The organism is Pseudomonas lundensis, assembly GCF_015377145.2.
Classification (GTDB): Bacteria; Pseudomonadota; Gammaproteobacteria; order Pseudomonadales; family Pseudomonadaceae; genus Aquipseudomonas; species Aquipseudomonas lundensis.
In genome coordinates this window covers 963864-983729 of the sequence record NZ_CP062158.2, presented here as the reverse complement: position 1 = coordinate 983729, position 19866 = coordinate 963864, and the positions used below count along the sequence as shown (strand labels likewise).

The 19866-nt window shown below is 55.8% G+C and carries 15 protein-coding genes and 1 pseudogene; 6 read left to right on the top strand and 10 right to left on the bottom strand.

The annotated features are described in order from the left end of the window. Nucleotides 1–24: 24 nt before the first annotated feature. Nucleotides 25–360, bottom strand: coding sequence for a hypothetical protein (locus IF654_RS04965; RefSeq protein ID WP_194862713.1), 336 nt, complete (start codon nt 358–360; stop codon nt 25–27). 145 nt (nt 361–505) lie between these two features. On the opposite strand from IF654_RS04965, the pseudogene IF654_RS04960 reads away from it, so the two are divergent. The 6 genes and pseudogenes from IF654_RS04960 to IF654_RS04935 all read left to right on the top strand — a co-directional run. Further along, nucleotides 506–1008: pseudogene (locus IF654_RS04960) on the top strand (transposase); the annotation flags it as partial. 329 nt (nt 1009–1337) lie between these two features. Next, nucleotides 1338–4004, top strand: a complete 2667-nt coding sequence (locus IF654_RS04955) for a PI-PLC domain-containing protein (protein WP_194862714.1) — start codon at nt 1338–1340, stop codon at nt 4002–4004. A 400-nt stretch (nt 4005–4404) separates the two neighbouring features. Beyond that, on the top strand, nt 4405–4629 hold the full coding sequence (locus tag IF654_RS04950; RefSeq protein ID WP_047281288.1) for a hypothetical protein: 225 nt from the start codon (nt 4405–4407) through the stop codon (nt 4627–4629). Nucleotides 4630–4819: 190 nt separating this feature from the next. Further along, complete coding sequence (locus IF654_RS04945) at nt 4820–6139, top strand: OprD family porin (protein ID WP_047273794.1); 1320 nt, start codon at nt 4820–4822, stop codon at nt 6137–6139. A gap of 82 nt (nt 6140–6221) precedes the next feature. Beyond that, the gene (locus tag IF654_RS04940; RefSeq protein WP_194862715.1) at nt 6222–7715 is read left to right on the top strand and encodes a sensor domain-containing diguanylate cyclase; all 1494 of its coding nucleotides are present in this window, start codon (nt 6222–6224) and stop codon (nt 7713–7715) included. Between the two features lie 119 nt (nt 7716–7834). Continuing rightward, complete coding sequence (locus IF654_RS04935) at nt 7835–9313, top strand: sensor domain-containing diguanylate cyclase (RefSeq protein WP_230683758.1); 1479 nt, start codon at nt 7835–7837, stop codon at nt 9311–9313. 75 nt (nt 9314–9388) lie between these two features. Here the strand turns inward: IF654_RS04935 and lpxC are convergent, their stop codons facing one another. From lpxC to murD, 9 genes are all read right to left on the bottom strand, one after another. Then, on the bottom strand, nt 9389–10300 hold the full coding sequence (gene lpxC, locus IF654_RS04930) for a UDP-3-O-acyl-N-acetylglucosamine deacetylase (RefSeq protein WP_047282234.1): 912 nt from the start codon (nt 10298–10300) through the stop codon (nt 9389–9391). A gap of 112 nt (nt 10301–10412) precedes the next feature. Beyond that, nucleotides 10413–11630, bottom strand: coding sequence for a cell division protein FtsZ (gene ftsZ / locus IF654_RS04925; protein ID WP_047273791.1), 1218 nt, complete (start codon nt 11628–11630; stop codon nt 10413–10415). A 65-nt stretch (nt 11631–11695) separates the two neighbouring features. Then, complete coding sequence (gene ftsA, locus IF654_RS04920; protein WP_047273790.1) at nt 11696–12955, bottom strand: cell division protein FtsA; 1260 nt, start codon at nt 12953–12955, stop codon at nt 11696–11698. Between the two features lie 15 nt (nt 12956–12970). Beyond that, on the bottom strand, nt 12971–13837 hold the full coding sequence (locus tag IF654_RS04915; RefSeq protein ID WP_047278891.1) for a cell division protein FtsQ/DivIB: 867 nt from the start codon (nt 13835–13837) through the stop codon (nt 12971–12973). A gap of 4 nt (nt 13838–13841) precedes the next feature. Next, complete coding sequence (locus IF654_RS04910; protein ID WP_047273788.1) at nt 13842–14798, bottom strand: D-alanine--D-alanine ligase; 957 nt, start codon at nt 14796–14798, stop codon at nt 13842–13844. After that, nucleotides 14795–16255: a UDP-N-acetylmuramate--L-alanine ligase gene (murC, locus tag IF654_RS04905; RefSeq protein ID WP_047273787.1), complete on the bottom strand. Its 1461-nt coding sequence runs from the start codon at nt 16253–16255 to the stop codon at nt 14795–14797. The genes IF654_RS04910 and murC overlap by 4 nt, the downstream gene beginning before the upstream one ends. After that, nucleotides 16248–17318: an undecaprenyldiphospho-muramoylpentapeptide beta-N-acetylglucosaminyltransferase gene (gene murG / locus IF654_RS04900; protein ID WP_047273786.1), complete on the bottom strand. Its 1071-nt coding sequence runs from the start codon at nt 17316–17318 to the stop codon at nt 16248–16250. The genes murC and murG overlap by 8 nt, the downstream gene beginning before the upstream one ends. After that, a complete protein-coding gene (ftsW, locus tag IF654_RS04895; protein ID WP_169835820.1) occupies nt 17308–18519 on the bottom strand; it encodes a putative lipid II flippase FtsW in 1212 nt (403 codons plus the stop codon). Before ftsW ends, murG begins: the two co-directional genes overlap by 11 nt. Further along, nucleotides 18519–19865: a UDP-N-acetylmuramoyl-L-alanine--D-glutamate ligase gene (murD, locus tag IF654_RS04890; RefSeq protein WP_047273784.1), complete on the bottom strand. Its 1347-nt coding sequence runs from the start codon at nt 19863–19865 to the stop codon at nt 18519–18521. The genes ftsW and murD overlap by 1 nt, the downstream gene beginning before the upstream one ends. Nucleotide 19866: the final 1 nt, after the last annotated feature.

Below are 19866 nucleotides of genomic sequence, written 5' to 3'. Positions count from 1 at the left end.
TGCCATCCTCTCCCCGCGTTGCACTCAGAGGTAGGAAATAGTCAGCACGCCGTTGCGCACGCCTTGCTCTTCACTGTAGGCGGGAGTGTTTAGCTTCTGATAGGACGCGACAAACGGTAAATGTCCCGTGCGGCAGGCATTGCTTGCCATGTTCACCGCCAACACCACATTGGGCGCAACTTCGATCAACTGCGTTTGGTTACCATAATCCACGGTTCCCGAACGACCATGCTCACACCCTGCTTCCACAATCCTGCCTTGAAAATGGACGGTGCCACTCATGGCAGCCGTTTCAGACACCGCCTCATTGGACACCCCGAACAAGACACAAGCCGCCAGCCCCAGCGCACATACTTTCATTCACATCCCCCCGGTCCAGAGACGCATCGACGCCCCTCTCTAATACCAGCGCATCGACCAAAACCTTGTTTTCTTGAGTGAAACGCTGAGAAAGACTTCCCGATTTGGCAAAATCACCGACCACCGATCGCCGAGCTTTTCGATGATGAAACAGATGACGTTTGCCGACGCCGAGTACGCTGGACAGCGCAAACAAACTCGTAAGGAGTGGCCCCTGATCGAGATGGATCAGTTGCTGCCTGGAAGGGTTTGATTCCCTGATTAAGCCCTGAGGCGGCCGCCCTGCCTATCCTCTGATGACGATGCTGCGGGTTCATTTGATGCAGAACTGGTTCGGCTACAGCGATCCGGCGATGGAAGAAGCGCTGTATGAGACGACCATCCTGCATCAGTGTTCAGGCATCAGTCTGGAGCGTATTCCAGACGAAACCACCCTTCTCACACTTCCGTCTTCTGCTGGAGCAGCACGAGCTGGCGTCCGGAACTGTCGGCTTCATGAATGGTTATTTGGGTGACCATGGCTTGTCGTTGCGTCAAGGTACCCACGTCGATGCCACGCTGATTAATGCGCCCAGTTCGACCCATAATAAGGACGGCAAACTCGACCCTGAGATGCACCCAACCAAGAAGGGCAACCCGTCCTATTGGTGACGTTGTTCGCTCTGTTAAACCTGTGGATGGCACGCCGATATGTGTTGGCGAACGCAGGAAAGGTGCGTGTGTAGAGCTGGAAATGACCGCTGCAAAGGACTTTGCAGCGGTTGGAACGGCTGAAAAACGAAGGTGATTGAGCAATTTTCTACAAACGTCGTTTTTTGGAAAGTGCTGACGGCTCGATAGTCGAAAAACATACGGCCACTTCAGAGCATCCCTAACTCTGAAATCAATTGGTACGTCAACCTATTAAAACTGATAGCAGGCGATCATCCATAATCGGAATATCTTAGGGCGTCAACAAACTATCAGAGTTAACCGCCATGAAAAAAACAGGCCATGAGAAAACTGAATACACGCTATCAACATGGATGACAGACCTCAGCCATATTATTGCTCCACTCAAGTTAAATATTATGTCGCTGCCTTCTACCCATAACGCAGGCATGGATAAAAAAGCCACCAGCGGGATAGAAGAGGGCTGGATAGCTTGTCAAAATGACACATTTTTATTCCAACTTTCAAACGGCATTCGAGTTTTCGATATACGTCTAAAGCACGCCATAGAAGGTATATTTTTCAGCCATAACGGATGGACCTCAACACGCACCATCAGCAAACTGATTGCTGACTGTAACCACTTCTTCAACGTGGACTACGCATCAAAAAAAAATGAAATCATTATTCTAAACTTCCACGACTTCGAGAAATTCACAGAGCAAGACTATTCGGAAGTATTCTTGCAGCTAATCAATGGGTTTTCAGGTAAAAACAGTGCAGCAAAGATTTTGCCACGTGCAGCGAGTGATTTAACGCATGCTCAAATACTGACGGATTACCCAGGCTGCAATATTATTATCGCAGGGCACCAGTTCGGCATTCACACCGAATGCTGGAACAATATCCCTCACTACTGGATAGGGCAAGATACACCTTCACTGGCTGAACTCGACATATTCATTGAACGGCACACCAAACCAACCCACAAAAATGATCTTTGGTCCCTACAAGTTGTAAAATACTCAAATACTTACGGACCCGAAAATCTGGCCGGTTATATCAATATTAAATTCCAGCCAAATCAAAACACAATAATAAACAGCAATATCATCAACGTGGATTTTTTTGAAAAAAGTCTTTTAGTTGACTATTGCATACAGGCTAACATCTACAAAGGTGAAAGAGCGCTTGACAAAATCCCGCCTACCACTCCCGTGTTTCGTCATGCCAATTGGATAAGACCATGGCATACGTGCTTTGTATCATTCGAAGAATCCACTGACAACTTCACAGTCACCCATCATATTTACACAATCGATGACGGAGAGGAACAGAGACTTGAAAATCAACACTCTGCAGTTCAAAACTTAGAGTTAAACCTCGCTCCGGACACCTTGTACACACTAAAAGTTTACGGTGTTGACTTTGCAGGTAATTATTCCCCACCGCTGACCCAAACCCTTACTACCTTTGACGAACCGACCGATGATAAAAAACCCTTGACCCCTCTTATTACGGCAACCCAACGGATTGGTAAGTTCGGGTGTGCAATGTATTGGGGTGAAGGCCAAACGGTAGACTGTTATGAAGCTTACATTTATGGAGAGGGTGACATCGATGAGGGCAAACCAATTAGAGAACCACTTCTATCAAAATTTGTGTCCCGATGGGCAGGTGGGACCATGTTTGAAAACCTTCCAGACTACAACGCCTATCAAATGGCGGTACGTGCAGTTAACAGTTACGGCACCTATGGCGACTACTCTATTAGGCGGGTAGAACCCTACAAACCATCAACACGCCCACCTACGGCGCCGTCCGAACTAAAATATGTTTATGACTCGGTGGGGCAGACTTTACATATCACTTACATCAAAGGTGACGCCAAGGTCGGCACAGTATTTCACACATTGATCATTGAAACCAACAGTGAACAATGGCAGGAAATCATCTACAAAGAATCTTTTACTTTTCCACTGGGTCTGTCAATTGACTTTAAACTCACACTCTACTGCACCGATCAAGATTACAACCATTCAACATCCATTTCCTTAACAGGCAACACGAGGGAAAGTGGAAATGACTCACCTGAATTTATTACAGACCAATTTGTGACCCGCGACACATTAACTTCAGGTTCCACCACGTGGTCGGGCGCCCGGAATATAGCACAGTATAAAATCCACCTTTACGACATCTCGGCGATTGAAGACGAAAAAAACACCAAGGAAGGCACAATTATTGCCCCCCCCATTAGGGAAGTTTTGTATTCAGGCAGCGAACTCTGCTACACGTTTAATGATTTAACATCACTAAAGCCATACCATGTTTTCGTCTGGGGTATTAACGCCTATGGAACCGAAGGACACAGATCTTTTACTAACAATACATTCATGCACGCCAGCCCTTATGCCGACCAAGAGAAACCGACGCCCCCCTTACATCTCACAGCCTCCTATAGCACGATGAATGGAAATCTTCTCGTTTTTTTTAACCTGTCGTCTGACAACAATAAAGTTGATCACTACATCGTTACTATCAACGATAGTGTGATAAAAAAAAATGCGTCTCCCATTCTGGGCTTTCACTCCATAACCCATCCACTGCAAAGAAACATTCCATATACCGTATCTGTTTATGCCGTCGATCCAGACAACAATCGCTCAAGCGTTGTATCAATCCACGGAACAACATCCGATGAGGACACTCAAGACTCGCCCCCTACAGACAGCTATGTGCTCCAGGCTAAACGCACTGAAAACAATACAGCCCAACTTACGTGGGGCTACATACATAATGCCCGCTATCTATGCATCACGTACTACCTGATCACAGAAAACGGTGAAATAGCGCAACCCTTAGTACACACGGCAGGCAAGAGTATTGGAGTGAACCTTCATAACATCCAACCTGACAAAAAATATAAAGTCGCTGTTATCGGCGTGAACAGTTACGGGAATACTGGAACGCTTAAATTCATCGAATTTTAAGCTATAGATATAGAAAACTGCTCTCCATTTTCTTTATCTCCGCCGAGCCGCTTCGAAATAAAAAAGCATACAAGGCCGGGTTTTCCCGGCCTTCCCCCAAGAATGGCCTTGCATCAGGAATAGGATTCCATTCTTTTTGGTCACGCCCTCAATAAGCAATCGAAGTTAAGCCCTCCCAGGCAAGAAGCCTTTTTTATAAAGCCGTGTTCATATCGATAACACGTCAAGGACGGCGAGCGGCGCCCTTGCAAAGTACCGAACCCTTACTCTACCTCTGCGTTTTCAAGGTTTGTTACTCAAAACGCAAAAGTCCTTATCCAGAGCAGGGCTTTTTCGGGGTGGGGGTTGCCTATATTTTGATCGCACCACACAGAACTTGCTCAGCAAGAAGGTCTTTGAAATGTCCAGCAGTATGGGTATGGCCAGCGTTTTCGCTTTGTCGTCTTTGTTGTTGTCGCCTTTGGCCATGGCGGAAGAATCGCCAGCGTTCGTTGCACAAAATGCAGCCCGCGCAGCCGCCTTTGAACAGCACCAAAAAGAACTCGCCGCCAGCCACCAACACGAGGCACAGCCTCAGCACACGAAGATTAAAGCCAGCACCAGCGATGACAGCAAGGACAGCTGATTCCCTCCATAAAGTCTTCCCGACCCAGTCAGTCACGGCCTTTATATGTGACTGATTGTTTCAAAAGCCGCTACTATAGCGGCTTTTTTTTGTTCTCAAAAAGCCGTCACGGCGTTTGGCGTCTTTCAAAAAGAGCCCGAATTTCTAACGAAAATAAAAACTGCCATCACCCAAAAGGAGCTACTGACCGGTGAAGAACGCACTCAAATTCAGCCCGCTATTCCTAGCGCTGGCTGCAACGATCCCGACCCTTGCTTACGCCGATGATGAAACGGCAAAAGACGGCTTTTTTGAAGGTTCGAGCCTCAAGCTGCATTTTCGCAATTACTACATGAACCACGATATTCGCAGCCCCAAAGCGGATGACAGTAAAGAGTGGGGCCAAGGGGTCATTGGGCGGTTCGAGTCGGGCTTTACCCAAGGTGTGGTGGGCTTCGGGCTAGACGCTTACGGCATGCTCGGCCTGAAACTCGACGGCGGTGGCGGTACGGACGGCAGCAGCATCCTGCCGGTCAGCGACGGTAGTGGCAAAGCGCCTACCGCGTTTTCGTCCGCTGGCGCAGCGCTAAAAATGCGCGCCTTTGACACTGAGTTGAAAGCGGGCGACATGTTCCTCACCAACCCGGTGATCGCCGGTGGCGAGACGCGCATGCTGCCGCAGACCTTCCGCGGTGTGACACTTACTAATCACAGCCTGGATGGCTGGATGTTCGAAGGCGGCCAGGTCAGCTTCGAAAAACCTTACAACCAGAGCGGCATGCGCCGCCTGACGACCATGTATGGCAACCTCGATGGCCAGAACAGCAAGCACATGAACTGGGCTGGCGCCTCGTGGAGCGGCGTGCCTGAGCTCACCAGCAACCTGTATGCGGCCGAGCTGCAGGACATCTGGAACCAGTACTACTACGATCTGGATTACACCTACGCCCTGACCGATAGCGTCAGCCTGAACCCGGGGCTGCATTTCTATCACACTCAGGACACAGGCAAGGCCCTGCTGGGTGACATCGACAACAACACCTTCAGCCTGCATTTTGCCGTGGCTGTCGCGGGGCATACGGTGACCGCGGTGTACCAGCGGGTCAATGGCAACACGCCGTTTGACTACATCTATCAGGGCGACAGCGTTTATCTGGATAACTCGCAGCAGTATTCGGACTTCAACGGGCCGAACGAACGCTCGTGGAAGCTTCAATACGAATATGACTTTGCCGGCGTGGGCCTGGCCGGGCTGACGTCCATGATTTCGTACTCGCGCGGCGAACTTGACCTGACCAAGGTTGACCCCAACAGCGTGGGTTACGGCAATTGGTACAACGCTGACGGCAAGCACGCCAAACACTGGGAACGCGACCTAACCGTCAAATATGTGCTGCAGGAAGGCCCGGCGAAAGACCTGGGCGTCGCGTTGCGCTGGTCGGCCAACCGGGGCAATGAGGCGTATCAGGCGGTCGACAGCAATGTCGATGAATACCGCGTCATCATCGACTATCCTCTTGATGTGTTTTAAACCCTGATACAAAGCCAGCGTTTACGCTGGCTTTTTTGTGGGGGGGTGCTCATTTAGGGGCTGTCTAGAGGCCGACCGCAGCATGGCAATAACCCACCACTCATCTAAACCACCGATCACGCAGGGCTGGTTGTTGATCGCCATGACGGCGTGCGTCATAGCCATTCTCAGCATCAATGCGTTTTTGCTGATGCGCGAGCATCGCAGCGTTGAACTGGCGGCCATCCGTACCTCGCTCAACATTGTTCGCCTGATCGACCGCGACGTCCAAAACACCGTTGAGCAATACGACTCCGCACTCAGCGCGCTGATCCGTGTGTCGAAGCGTGGCGACCTTGGCAACCTTTCCCAGCCGCTGAAGCAAATGTTGATGTTCGATAAAGCTGAAGAAACACCCGACAACGGTGGCTTTTTCATGCTCAACGCCCAAGGCGATCTGGTGGTCAGCTCCCTTGCCGATTACACGCCCGGTAAAAACTACAGTCATTGGCAAAGCTTTATCGAGCAGCGTGACTCATCCGGCAATGACCTGTTTATCTCCCACCCCTTCCCGACCGAGGCCACTCAGGGAGCGTGCTGCATCAGCTTCAGCCGTCGAATTTCCGGTGCCGACGGTTCGTTCCAGGGTGTGGCGATCGCCCAAATGAAGGTCGAGTACTTTCGCTCGTTGTTTCAAAAGCTGGATCTCGGGGCCAACAGCACCATCAGCCTGATCAATACCGACGGCACCCTGCTCATCCAGCAACCCGGCCGTGACAATGCCCGGGACGATCTGAGCCACGACCCGATCTTCAATCGCCTGTTGAAGGAGCACAAAGGCAGTTTTATTGCGGTCTCCAGCAAACACGGCCAAGAGGAGCTGTACAGTTTTTCTGAGGTCGGCAAGCTGCCGTTGGTGGTGGTGGTTTCACTGGCCACTGAAGACGTGTTCGCCAGTTGGCGGCGCAATGCGTTGTTGGTCGGTTGTGTGACGCTGATGCTGTGCATCACCTTGCTCGGCCTGACATGGCTGCTGGGGCGCGAACTGCAATTACGACGCAAGGCAGAGCAGACGCTGGAAGCGATGATACGCACCGACCCGCTTACCGAACTGGCCAACCGCCGAAAACTGGATGAAACCCTCACGACTGAGTGGCTTCGCGCTCAACGCACTCGCAAACCGCTGTCGCTGATCATGATCGACGTCGATCATTTCAAGTCGTTCAATGACACTTACGGTCACCCGTACGGTGACGAAGCCTTGCGCCTGGTTGGCAAAACCCTGAAGACTTTCGTACGACGCTCAACTGATCTGGTTGCCCGTTATGGCGGCGAAGAGTTCGCCATGGTCCTGCCCGACACCCACGCCGAGGGTGCAGCGCAGCTCGCAGAGCGTATTCGTCACACCATTGAGCAACTGCCCCCCATTAAACCGGGCGGTATCCCGATCACCGTGAGCCTTGGCACCTGCACCCAACTGGTAACAGCGGACGACTCGCAAACCCGTTTTTTGCATTGTGCCGATCAGGCGCTCTATCAGGCCAAGAAAAATGGACGTAATTGCGTGGTCAGTCGCAACGCCGCAGGCGACGCTTGAGCCAATCAGCCCGCACGCTGGTTATGGGGTCATTTTTTTCAACTCAAAGACCTTGAAATTTGGCGAGCCGTACTTATTGTGCGCTCATGAACACCCGGCCCGCCTCTGAGCAACATATCGTGAGCCAACGCCTGCTCATGACCTTCGCCAGCCTGTCGATCATGGCGATTTTGAGCATTGTCGGTTTTTTTATTCACCATGATTACATCGACGACAAAAAACAGGCGACGCGCTCAGCCTCCAACATCGTGCAACTGGTTGATCGCAACATCAGCGAAGTCATGCGCCTTTATGACGACGTGCTGAACGGGATGATTAAAACCTGGCAAAGCGCCCCGTTAAACTCACTGCCTGAGGATATTCAGCATCAGCTTCTGTTTAGCAGAGCGCAGGACGCTCCCTCGGACGATGGTTTTTTTATCCTCAATGCCCACGGCGTGGTGGTCGCGGACTCGCGAACCGCTATTGCGTCACCGGCTGACCTTAGCGATCAAGCGTACTTTACCGCTCACCGTCATGGCTCACGCGATGCGCTCTTCATCAGCCCCCCCTTCAAGACCGGCCCCGATGTGGATGACTGGAACATCGCGTTCAGTCGCCGTATCAGTGCGCCTGATGGCACCTTTTTGGGGGTCGGGGTTGCACAAATGAGGCTGGAATACTTCTATGAGCTGTTTCAGAGCCTTGAGCTGAGCCCGGATGACACTATCAATCTGATGAGCAGTGACGGGACGCTGATAACCCAGTACCCCGTGACTATCCGCCCCCTTTTTGGCACCTACGTCGGTTGCCTGCCCGGCATCCAGCGACTTTTCGACGAGACCGAGGGCAGTTTCATCGCAACCTCGCACATCTATGGCGTAGAGCGCTTGTACAGTTTTTCACGGGTTCGCAATTTACCCCTGGTTGTCGTCGTGGCTTTGTCTACAGACAGCATCTTTGAAGGCTGGCGCATGACCACCTGGGTGGTGGGTAGCTTTGCTGCGCTGCTATGCCTGTCTCTGATCTGGATGACCTGGATGCTGAACCGCGAAATGCGCTTGCGTCAGCATGTTGAAACCGAACTCGAAGGGCTGGCCACTACTGACCCTCTCACCACATTGGCCAATCGTCGGACGCTGGATGCGCGGCTGGCCCAGGAATGGCGGCGAGCGCAACGCGCAGGTCGCTGTATTTCACTAATCATGATGGACATTGATCACTTCAAGGCCTTCAACGACACCTACGGGCATCAGGCCGGTGACGACGTCATCCGCAAAGTCGCCCAGCAGATCAAATCACAGGTACGGCGCCCCTCCGATCTGGCAGCGCGGTATGGCGGAGAGGAGTTTGCGGTGTTGCTGGTGGACACGGACACGCGCGGTGCCCGGCAAATTGCCGAAGGGATACGCAAAGCGGTGGAACGGATGGCGCCGATTACTGATGGAGGCGCCTCAGTGACCATCAGTTTGGGCACTTATACCCGTCAGGTGAGAGCCGGTGACACGCTGCAAGAGCTGGTGCGCAAAGCGGATGCAGCGCTGTATGAAGCCAAGCACAGCGGTAGAAACAGGGTTGTCAGCGTCAGTGAGCAGCAACACGAGCAAAACGTCGCTTAGTCCCTCGCACCCTTTGGGGGCATAAAAAAAGGCCACCCGAGGGCAGCCTTCAAAAACTAGAGAAAGAAGTTTTACTTAAACTGCCGCAACCGGACGCATGTACGAAATCGGTGCAGTGCTGGCATCTTCAAAGGTCACGACTTCCCACGCATCTTTCTGATCAATCAGCTTGCGAAGCAGCTGGTTGTTCAATGCATGGCCAGACTTGAAGCCCTTGAACTCGCCGATCAGGCTATTGCCCAACAGGTAGAGGTCGCCAATGGCGTCGAGGATCTTGTGCTTCACGAATTCGTCCTCATAGCGAAGACCGTCTTCGTTCAGTACACCGTCCGCGTCGACAACGATCGCGTTTTCCACACTGCCACCGAGTGCGAGGTTGTGCTTGCGCAGGTACTCGATGTCACTCATGAAGCCAAAGGTACGGGCGCGGCTGACTTCTTTTACAAACGAAGTGCTTGAGAAATCCACGCTTGCACTTTGTGTGCGATTACGGAAAACCGGGTGATCGAAATCGATCTCGAAAGTCACCTTGAAGCCTTCGAAAGGGACAAAAGTGGCGCGTTTGTCGCCATCTTCAACGGTCACTTCACGCAGGATACGGATGAATTTCTTCGGCGCGTCCTGTTCTTCCAGGCCGGCAGATTGAATCAAAAATACGAAAGGTCCAGCGCTACCGTCCATGATAGGGACTTCAGACGCGGAGAGTTCGACGTAGGCGTTATCGATCCCCAGGCCAGCCATGGCCGAGAGCAAGTGCTCTACCGTGTCTACTTTGGTATCGCCGTTGACCAATGTGGTCGACATGGTTGTCTCGCCGACGTTTTCCGCGCGAGCAGGAATCTGCACCACAGGGTCAAGGTCTGCACGACAAAACACGATGCCGGTGTCCACAGGCGCAGGCTTGAGGGTCAGGTAGACCTTCTCACCGGAGTGCAGGCCGACACCTGTGGCACGGATAATATTTTTCAGGGTGCGTTGTTTAATCATGGCATTGGCCGCTTCAGCGCAAATTGCGAACTGGTATCAACAAAGGCTGGCGATAATAGCAGACCGAGCCTTTGCTGAACACCAATCACCTTAATCCCCCTGATTGATTTCATTAATCAGCCTGTCGACGCAGGAAAGCCGGGATGTCCAGGTAATCCAGATCGTCTTGAGGATTGAGCTTGGCAGCGGTTGTCGCGCCTTGCTGGGCCTGATTACGCATCACGGTCGGACGGTCGAGGTCACGGTAGTTAACCGATGGCAGCTCCTGACGGGTTTCCTGACGAACGTCCTGACGCGCGGCTGCGGCCTGAGCCGAAGAAGCGGCGTACGACGCCTGTACCGTGTTGTCGATCACCTTGACCGGCTTCTCGATTTTCGCGCCCAGACCGGTTGCAACCACGGTCACGTGCAGTTCGTCGCGCATGTCCGGATCGATTACGGTACCGACCTTGACCATCGCGTGCTCGGAAGCGAAAGCTTCGATGATGCTGCCCACGTCGGAGTATTCACCCAACGACAGGTCAGGACCGGCAGTGATGTTCACCAGGATGCCGCGCGCGCCTTCGAGGTTCACGTCTTCGAGCAACGGGTTGCGGATCGCCGCTTCAGTGGCTTCACGTGCACGGTTAGGACCGCTGGCGCAGCCAGTGCCCATCATCGCCATGCCCATTTCGCTCATCACGGTGCGCACGTCGGCAAAGTCGACGTTGATCATGCCCGGACGCTTGATGATGTCGGAGATACCGCGAACGGCACCGGCCAGTACGTCATCGGCCTTGGCGAAAGCCGACAGCAGGCTGGCGTCTTTACCGAGAATGGTGAGCAGTTTTTCGTTCGGAATCGTGATCAACGAGTCGACGCTTTCAGACAGCAGACGAATACCTTCGTCAGCGATCTGCATGCGCTTGCGACCTTCGAACGGGAACGGACGGGTCACTACCGCAACGGTGAGGATCCCCATTTCCTTGGCCACTTCGGCAATGATCGGTGCAGCACCGGTACCGGTACCGCCGCCCATGCCCGTGGTGATGAAGACCATGTTGGTGCCCTGCAGCACTTCAGCGATGCGCTCGCGGTCCTCAAGAGCAGCCTGACGGCCAACCTCGGGGTTCGCGCCGGCACCCAGGCCCTTGGTCACGCCAGTGCCCAATTGCAGGATGGTACGGGCACCAATACTTTTCAGCGCTTGGGCGTCCGTGTTGGCGCAGATGAATTCCACGCCTTCGATGTTGCTCTTAACCATGTGGTTAACAGCATTGCCACCGCCACCACCAACACCGATAACCTTGATTACCGGGCTTTGCGGGATGTTGTCTACGAGTTCGAACATTTTCCCTCTCCTTACCTTCTCTAGTTTTTTTCGCCTACTTCTACTGCTGGTAAATCGTTTGTTGCTTAGAAATTGCCCTGTACCCAGCGCTTAAGGCGCTCAAGGACAGGGGCTTTCTGTTCTTCACTGCTGTAACTGTCGCGGTTGCCTAATCCCGACAGAGAAATGCCATCGGACTGTTTTTGCAGCCCGTATTGCAGCAAGCCCACAGCCGTGGAGTAAATCGGGTTACGCACAACATCGGCCAACCCTTTGAAACTGTGTGGCACGCCAAGACGCACAGGCATGTGGAAGATTTCTTCGGCCAGTTCGACCGCGCCTTCCATCTTCGAGGTGCCTCCTGTCAGGACGATGCCCGCAGGGATCAAATCTTCGTAACCGCTGCGGCGCAGCTCAGCCTGGATCAGGCTGAACAGCTCTTCGTAACGGGGCTCGACCACTTCGGCCAGCGCTTGGCGCGACAGCTCGCGCGGTGGACGATCACCCACGCTTGGCACTTTGATGGTTTCACCGGCGCCTGCCAGCTTGGCCAGCGCGCAGGCGTAGCGAATCTTGATTTCTTCGGCGTACTGGGTCGGGGTGCGCAACGCCATTGCGATGTCGTTGGTCACTTGATCGCCGGCAATGGGGATCACCGCGGTATGGCGGATCGCACCTTCGGTGAAAATCGCGATGTCAGTGGTGCCGCCGCCGATGTCGACCAGGCAAACGCCCAGCTCTTTTTCATCATCGGTGAGTACCGAGTAGGCCGACGCCAGTTGCTCAAGGATGATGTCATCCACCTCAAGGCCACAGCGGCGCACGCACTTCTCAATGTTTTGCGCAGCATTCACGGCGCATGTCACCACGTGCACCTTGGCTTCCAGACGTACGCCCGACATGCCCAGTGGCTCACGCACGCCTTCCTGGTTATCGATCACGTAGTCCTGCGGCAAGGTGTGCAGCACGCGCTGGTCTGCCGGAATGGCCACTGCCTGGGCAGCATCGAGCACGCGCTCAAGGTCGGCCGAACTGACTTCACGGTCGCGGATCGCCACGATGCCGTGGGAGTTCAGGCTGCGAATGTGATTGCCTGCCACGCCGACAAACGCCGAGTGAATACGGCAACCGGCCATCAACTGCGCTTCTTCCACTGCGCGCTGGATCGACTGCACAGTGGATTCGATATTCACCACCACGCCCTTCTTCAGGCCACGGGATGGATGGGTGCCGATACCAACGATTTCGAGTTGGCCGTCGGCCGCGACTTCGCCTACCAGCGCAACCACCTTGGAGGTGCCGATATCCAGGCCGACGATCATTTTGCCGCTTTGCACATTTGCCATGGGTCCTGCCTCTTCTTAATTCTTCGCGACAGCGGGTTGGGCTATCGTGGGTGCCACAGGTTCCCGCCAGCCGACGGCCAATCCGTTGGCATAACGCAAATCAATGCGCGCTATGTTCGTAATCTGTTCTTTCAGCGTTTTTTCATAGATGGCTATGAAGCGACGCATTTTCTCTACCAGGTGATCGCGCCCCAACAGCAGCTCGATGCCCGGCCCTGCACTGCCCGCTCCTGTAGTCAGGAACCAGCTACCGCGCTCACGCAGTTCCAGCCGGGCTATGGAGAAGCCCATCGGACGCAGCATCTGGCTCAAAACCTGATACTGCTGCATCACTTGCTGCTGAGCCCGTTGAGGGCCGAACAGCTGCGGCAAATGTTCGTAATTGGCCAGTTCACGCGGGGTGAAGGCCTGCCCCTGGTTGTTCAGCAGTGCTTCATCGCCCCACCGTGCAACCGGCAATTGTTCTTCAAGACGGATCACCACTTGATCCGGCCAGACCCGCCGCACTTCTGCGTGGGCAATCCACGGCATCTGTTCCAGCTCGGTGCGCATGGCTTCCAGGTCGACCGTGAAAAAGCTCGCGGCAATGTAAGGTGCGATGCGCTGCTGCACGGCCTGCTGGCTGATGTAGGTCAGGTCGCCCTGCACGTTGACGTTAGTAATCGGCCGGTCTGCGTAAGGCATGAGCCGTTGCGCGCCTTCATAAGTGCCGAAACCCAACGCCACCAGCAACACCGGCCAGAACAGCGCTTTCAAAAAGCCGAAATTGGCTTTTGGCAGGCGCGCCGACATCGGCTCTTTCGCCACCATTCGGCTCGCGCCACGCGGCACCGGCTTGCGGCCGGGAGCGAGGGGTGGCTGGCGATGCTGGGCGCCTTGCATGGACTTAACCTCGCCGCTCTACACTGGCTGCCAGAATCGACAGCACCAACTGTTGAAAATCGAGACCGGCAGCCTTGGCCGCCATCGGCACCAGGCTGTGATCGGTCATGCCCGGCGCGGTGTTGACTTCCAGCAGCCAGAACTGGCCATCGGCGTCCTGCATGACATCCAGACGGCCCCAACCGGCGATACCGATCGCCTCACAGGCTTTTGCCGTGAGGTCCATGAGCTCTTGCTCCTTGGCGCTATCGAGACCGCATGGCACGCGATACTGGGTATCGTTGGCCACGTATTTGGCGTCGTAGTCGTAGAACGTATGCGGGGTGCCCAGGGCAATCGGAGGCAACACCTGGTCACGCAGGGTGGCGATGGTGAACTCAGGACCCGAGATCCATTGTTCGACCAACACTTGCGAATCGTACTTGCTGGCGTCGGCCCATGCGCTGATCAACTCGTCAACGCTGTTCACTTTGGCCATACCGATACTTGAACCTTCATGGGCCGGTTTGACGATCAAAGGGAAGCACAGTTCCTTCGCCGCAGAAATACAATCGGCTTCAGTGCTCAATACGGCATGGCGCGGGGTCGGAATACCCAGGCTGTGCCACACCTGTTTGGTGCGCAACTTGTCCATTGCCAAGGCTGACGCCAGGATGCCGCTGCCGGTGTAAGGAATGCCAAGGCATTCCAGCAGGCCCTGCATGCTGCCGTCTTCACCGCCACGACCATGCAGAATGATGAACGCACGGTCAATTTTTTCGTGGGTGATACGGGTGATGAAGTCATCGCCCACGTCAATGCCGAACGCATCCACGCCGGCGCTTTGCAGCGCATTCAAGACCGCATTGCCAGACTTGAGCGACACTTCACGCTCAGCGCTTTTACCGCCGAACAGCACCGCTACGCGGCCGAAGTCTGCGGGGGCAATGGTCGAAAACAGGTTGGCGTAGGCTGCAGTCATTTCAACTTCCCTTCGCTGGCTGCCACGGTAGCACCGGCAAACAACGGACTTTTAATGAGTTGCGGCGCCAGACGACCGATATCACCAGCCCCCTGACACAGCAGGATGTCGCCCGCGCGCAACAGCGGCTTGACGATCGGCGCCAGCTCAACGCCGCGCTCAATGTAGATCGGGTCCAACTGGCCGCGTTGGCGGATGCTGTGGCACAACTGGCGGCTGTCAGCACCCGGGATCGGTTCTTCGCCCGCCGGGTAGACTTCCATCAGCAACAGCACGTTGGCATCGGCCAGCACCTGCACAAAGTCGTCATACAGATCGCGGGTGCGACTGAAACGGTGCGGCTGGTAGACCATCACCAGACGACGCTCAGGCCAGCCACCCCGTACGGCTTTGATCACGGCGGCGACTTCCGTCGGGTGGTGGCCATAGTCGTCGACCAGCATCACGCTGCCGCCGTCGACTGGCAGCTCGCCATACACTTGAAAGCGACGGCCCACACCCTGGAAGCCCGACAGCCCCTGAACGATGGCGTCATCGCTGATGCCTTCATCGCTGGCAATGCAGATGGTCGCCAACGCATTGAGCACGTTGTGGTTGCCCGGCATGTTGACCGACACATCCAGCGGCTCACGGTCAGGGCGCAGCACGGTGAAGAATGTTTGCATGCCTTGCTGGCGTACATTGATTGCACGCACGTCAGCGTTTTCGCTGAAGCCATAGGTCACGGTCGGGCGCTTGACCAGCGGCAGGATTTCACGCACCACCGGATCGTCCAGGCACAGCACGGCCAGGCCATAGAACGGCAAGTTGTGCAGGAATTCGACGAAGGTTTTCTTCAGTTTGTTGAAGTCGCCTTCATAGGTCGCCATGTGGTCAGCGTCGATGTTAGTGACCACAGCTACCAGCGGCTGCAGATGCAGGAAGCTGGCATCGCTCTCGTCGGCTTCGGCAATCAGGTAACGGCTGGTGCCCAGTTGTGCATTGGTGCCTGCTGCATTCAGCCGACCACCAATCACAAATGTCGGGTCCAATCCACCGGCGGCAAACACAGAGGCCAACAGGCTGGTGGTGGTGGTTTTGCCGTGCGTACCGGCCACGGCAATCCCGTGACGATAGCGCATCAGTTCAGCCAGCATCTCGGCACGCGGCACGACCGGAATGCGACGCTCAAGCGCGCTGGCCACTTCCGGGTTCGAGGTATTGACGGCACTCGACACCACCAACACATCGGCGTTGGCGGCGTTTTCGGCGCGGTGGCCGATATAAATGTGCGCACCGAACGACTCAAGGCGTTCGGTCACAGGCGATGCATTCAGGTCAGAGCCCGACACCTGATAACCCAGGTTCAGCAACACTTCAGCGATACCGCACATGCCCACGCCGCCGATACCGACAAAGTGGATGCGACGGATACGGCGCATTTCCGGTTGTGGCATGGCTTTTTGATTCTCAACCATTGGCCACCTCCAGGCAGATATCGACAACGTTGCGGGTCGCATCAGGTTTTGCCAGGCGGCGAGCATTGGTCGCCATGCTGTTCAGTCGTTCCGGTTGCATCAAAACCTCTGTCAGGCGTGCAGCCAGATCGGCTGCGCCAGTCGTCGCTTGTGGCATCAGGAAAGCCGCGCCTTCCCGGGCCAAAAAGTCGGCATTACGGCTCTGATGGTCGTCAATCGCGTGGGGCAACGGCACCAACAGCGAAGGCAGACCGGCCGCAGCCAGTTCACTGACGGTCAGCGCGCCTGCGCGACAAACCACCAGGTCGGCCCAGCCATAAGCGTGGGCCATGTCTTTAATGAAAGGCTGTACTTGAGCCTCCACACCAACCGCTGTGTAGCGCTCGGCGGTAATCTGGTCGTGTTGCTTGCCGGCCTGATGAAACACTTCAGGACGCACCTCGGCCGGCACGTGGGCCAGCGCTTCAGGCAGCAACTTGTTCAGCGGCTCGGCCCCAAGGCTGCCGCCCAACACCAGCAAACGTGCCTTGCGACCGTGCAAAGGCGTGCGTGGCGCCAGGGAAAACAGTTCGGCGCGCACCGGGTTGCCGGTGGTGCGGCGTTTGTCTGAGGGCTCAAAGGTCTCCGGGAAAGCTTCGAGCACGCGCTGCGTCATCGGCAATAGCAGGCGGTTAGCGGTGCCGGCCACGGCGTTTTGCTCATGGATGATCACCGGAACGCCACAGGTTTTGGCGGCTAAACCGCCGGGGCCAGTCACGTACCCGCCAAAACCCAGCACGCACACGGGCTTGAGCTGACGAATGATTGCACGCGCCTGCATCAACGCCTTGAGCAATACGAAGGGCGCCTTGAGCAACGACAGTTTGCTCTTGCCCCGCAGGCCGGTGACGTTGATCCGGTGCAAGGTGAAACCGGCAGGTTCAACCAGTTCGTTTTCGATACCGCGCGGTGTACCGAGCCAGTGCACGGTGTAACCACGGGCTTCAAATTCGCGCGCACAGGCCAAAGCCGGGAACACGTGTCCGCCGGTGCCGCCTGCCATGATCAGCACATTAGCGCCCATGGTTCGGCTCCTCTGCGAAGTCGCTTTCTTTAAACTCGGTGTCTTCACTGCCCAAGTGGGTACGACTCTCCCATTCAATGCGCAGCAACAACCCCATGCACACACAGCAAATCACCAACGAACTGCCGCCATAACTGAGGAACGGTAGAGTCAGCCCTTTGGTAGGCAGCAAGCCCACGTTCACCCCGATGTTGATCAGGAATTGGCCGATCCACAGGAAGGACAAGCCGTACGCCATGTAGGCCGCGAAATATTGCTTGGCGCGCTCGGCCCACATTCCGATGTACATCCCGCGCACACAGACAAACACGAACAGGGCCACGGTGAGGAGCGAACCCACCACGCCCAGCTCTTCGGCCAGCACGGAGAACACGAAGTCGGTATGGGCTTCGGGCAGGTAGAACTGCTTCTGTACGCTGTTGCCCAGACCGACGCCGAACCACTCGCCACGACCAAACGCGATCAGCGCCTGAGTCAACTGATAGCCCGAACCAAACTGGTCAGACCATGGGTCGGTAAAGGTGATCAAACGTGCCATCCGGTAGGGTTGCGCCTGAACCAGCACGAACACCGCACCTACCGCGAGCGCCACCATCAGGGCAAAGCGGAAAAGCCCAACCCCGCCCAGAAACAGCATGGCAGCCGCCGCCCCCATCATCACGACAGTGGCGCCGAAGTCGGGCTCCATCAGCAACAGGCCCGCCATGGGCAGCAACACGATGAACGGTTTGAAAAAGCCCATCCAGCTTTCGCGGACTTCTTTCTGGCGGCGCACCAGGTAACCAGCCAGGTAAATCACCACGAAGACCTTGGCAATTTCAGACGGCTGAACGTTGAAAAAACTGAACCCGATCCAGCGCATCGAGCCGTTGACCTCACGCCCAATGCCGGGCAACAGCACCATGACCAACAGGCCAAATGCTCCGACCAACAACATCCAGCCCCAACGCTGCCAAGTCGCAATCGGGACCATCATCGTCAGGATGCAGGCACCGAGACCGAGCACGATGTAAAACAGGTGGCGAATCATGTGATACAGCGTGTTGCCCGATTGCAACGCCGCCACTTCGGACGATGCCGAGGTGATCATCACCAGACCCAGGCCCAGCAAGGCCAGGCAACCGGCGAGCAGCGGGAAGTCGAGGTCAATGCCACGGCCCGTGATCAGCGGTGAAGGATAGGGTTTGAGGACGCCGAAGATCATGCCAGGGCCCCCACTGCACGGGCGAACAACTGGCCGCGCTCTTCATAGTTTTTGAACATGTCGAAACTGGCGCAGGCGGGCGATAGCAAGACAGCATCACCGGGCTGGGCCAGCGCGCGGCATTGGGCAATGGCCTCATCCAGCGAAGCAGCGCGTACTTGAGGCACAGCATCGCCCAGTGCGTCGGCAATCAGGTCGGCATCCCGGCCGATCAGTACCACGGCACGGCAGTAACGAGTCACGGAATCACGCAGACCGCTAAAATCGGCGCCTTTGCCGTCCCCCCCGGCGATCAGGACGAGCTTGCCGTCCATGTCCATGCCCAGACCGTCGATGGCGGCCAATGCCGCGCCTACGTTGGTCGCTTTGGAATCGTTGTAGTAACTCACGCCGTCCAGCTCGCGAACCCACTGGCAGCGATGCTCAAGGCCGGTGAAAGTGCGCAAGCTCGACAGCATCGCGTCGAACGGCAACCCCACCGCATGGCCCAGCGCCAGAGCAGCCAGGGCGTTGGCCTGATTGTGGGCACCGCGCACTTTCAGCTCACGCACGGGCATGAGGTTTTGAAATTCAAAGGCGAGGTATTTTTCGCCGTTTTCTTCACGCAAGCCGAACGCTTTGAAATCCGGTGCGCCAAGACCGAATGTCCAGCACGGCAGGCCGTCACTCATCAGCGGGCGGGTCAGCGCGTCCTGACGGTTGACCACCACTTGGCGAGCCCCCCGGAAGATCCGGTGCTTGGCCAAGTGATACGCGGGCAAGCCACTGTAACGGTCCATGTGGTCTTCGCTGACGTTGAGCACGGTGGCCACTTCAGCGCCCAACTGATGGGTGGTTTCAAGCTGGAAGCTCGACAGTTCCATCACGTACAACTCAACGTCGTCGCTGAGCAGGTCGAGTGCGGGCATGCCGAGGTTGCCCCCGACCGCCACACGCTTGCCTGCCGCCACTGCCATCTCGCCAACCAGTGTCGTTACGGTGCTCTTGGCGTTGGAACCGCTGATTGCAACGATGGGCGCTTTCGCGTTACGCGCGAACAGGTCAATGTCACCCGACAGCTTCACGCCGCGGGCAGCCGCTGCTTGCAAAGCCGGGGTAGCCAGCGCCAGGCCCGGGCTCACATACAGCTCGTCGGCACGGCACAGAAACTCGACATCCAGCTCGCCACAACGCACTTCCACTTGCGGGTAGTCACGGCGCAGCGTGGCCAGCTCCGGTGGGTTTTCCCGCGTGTCGGCGACGGCAAACGACACGCCCTGACGCGCCAGAAAGCGCACCAGGGACATGCCGCTCTTGCCGAGGCCGACAACGATGCGGAAGTGGTCAGAAGCGATCAGAGACACA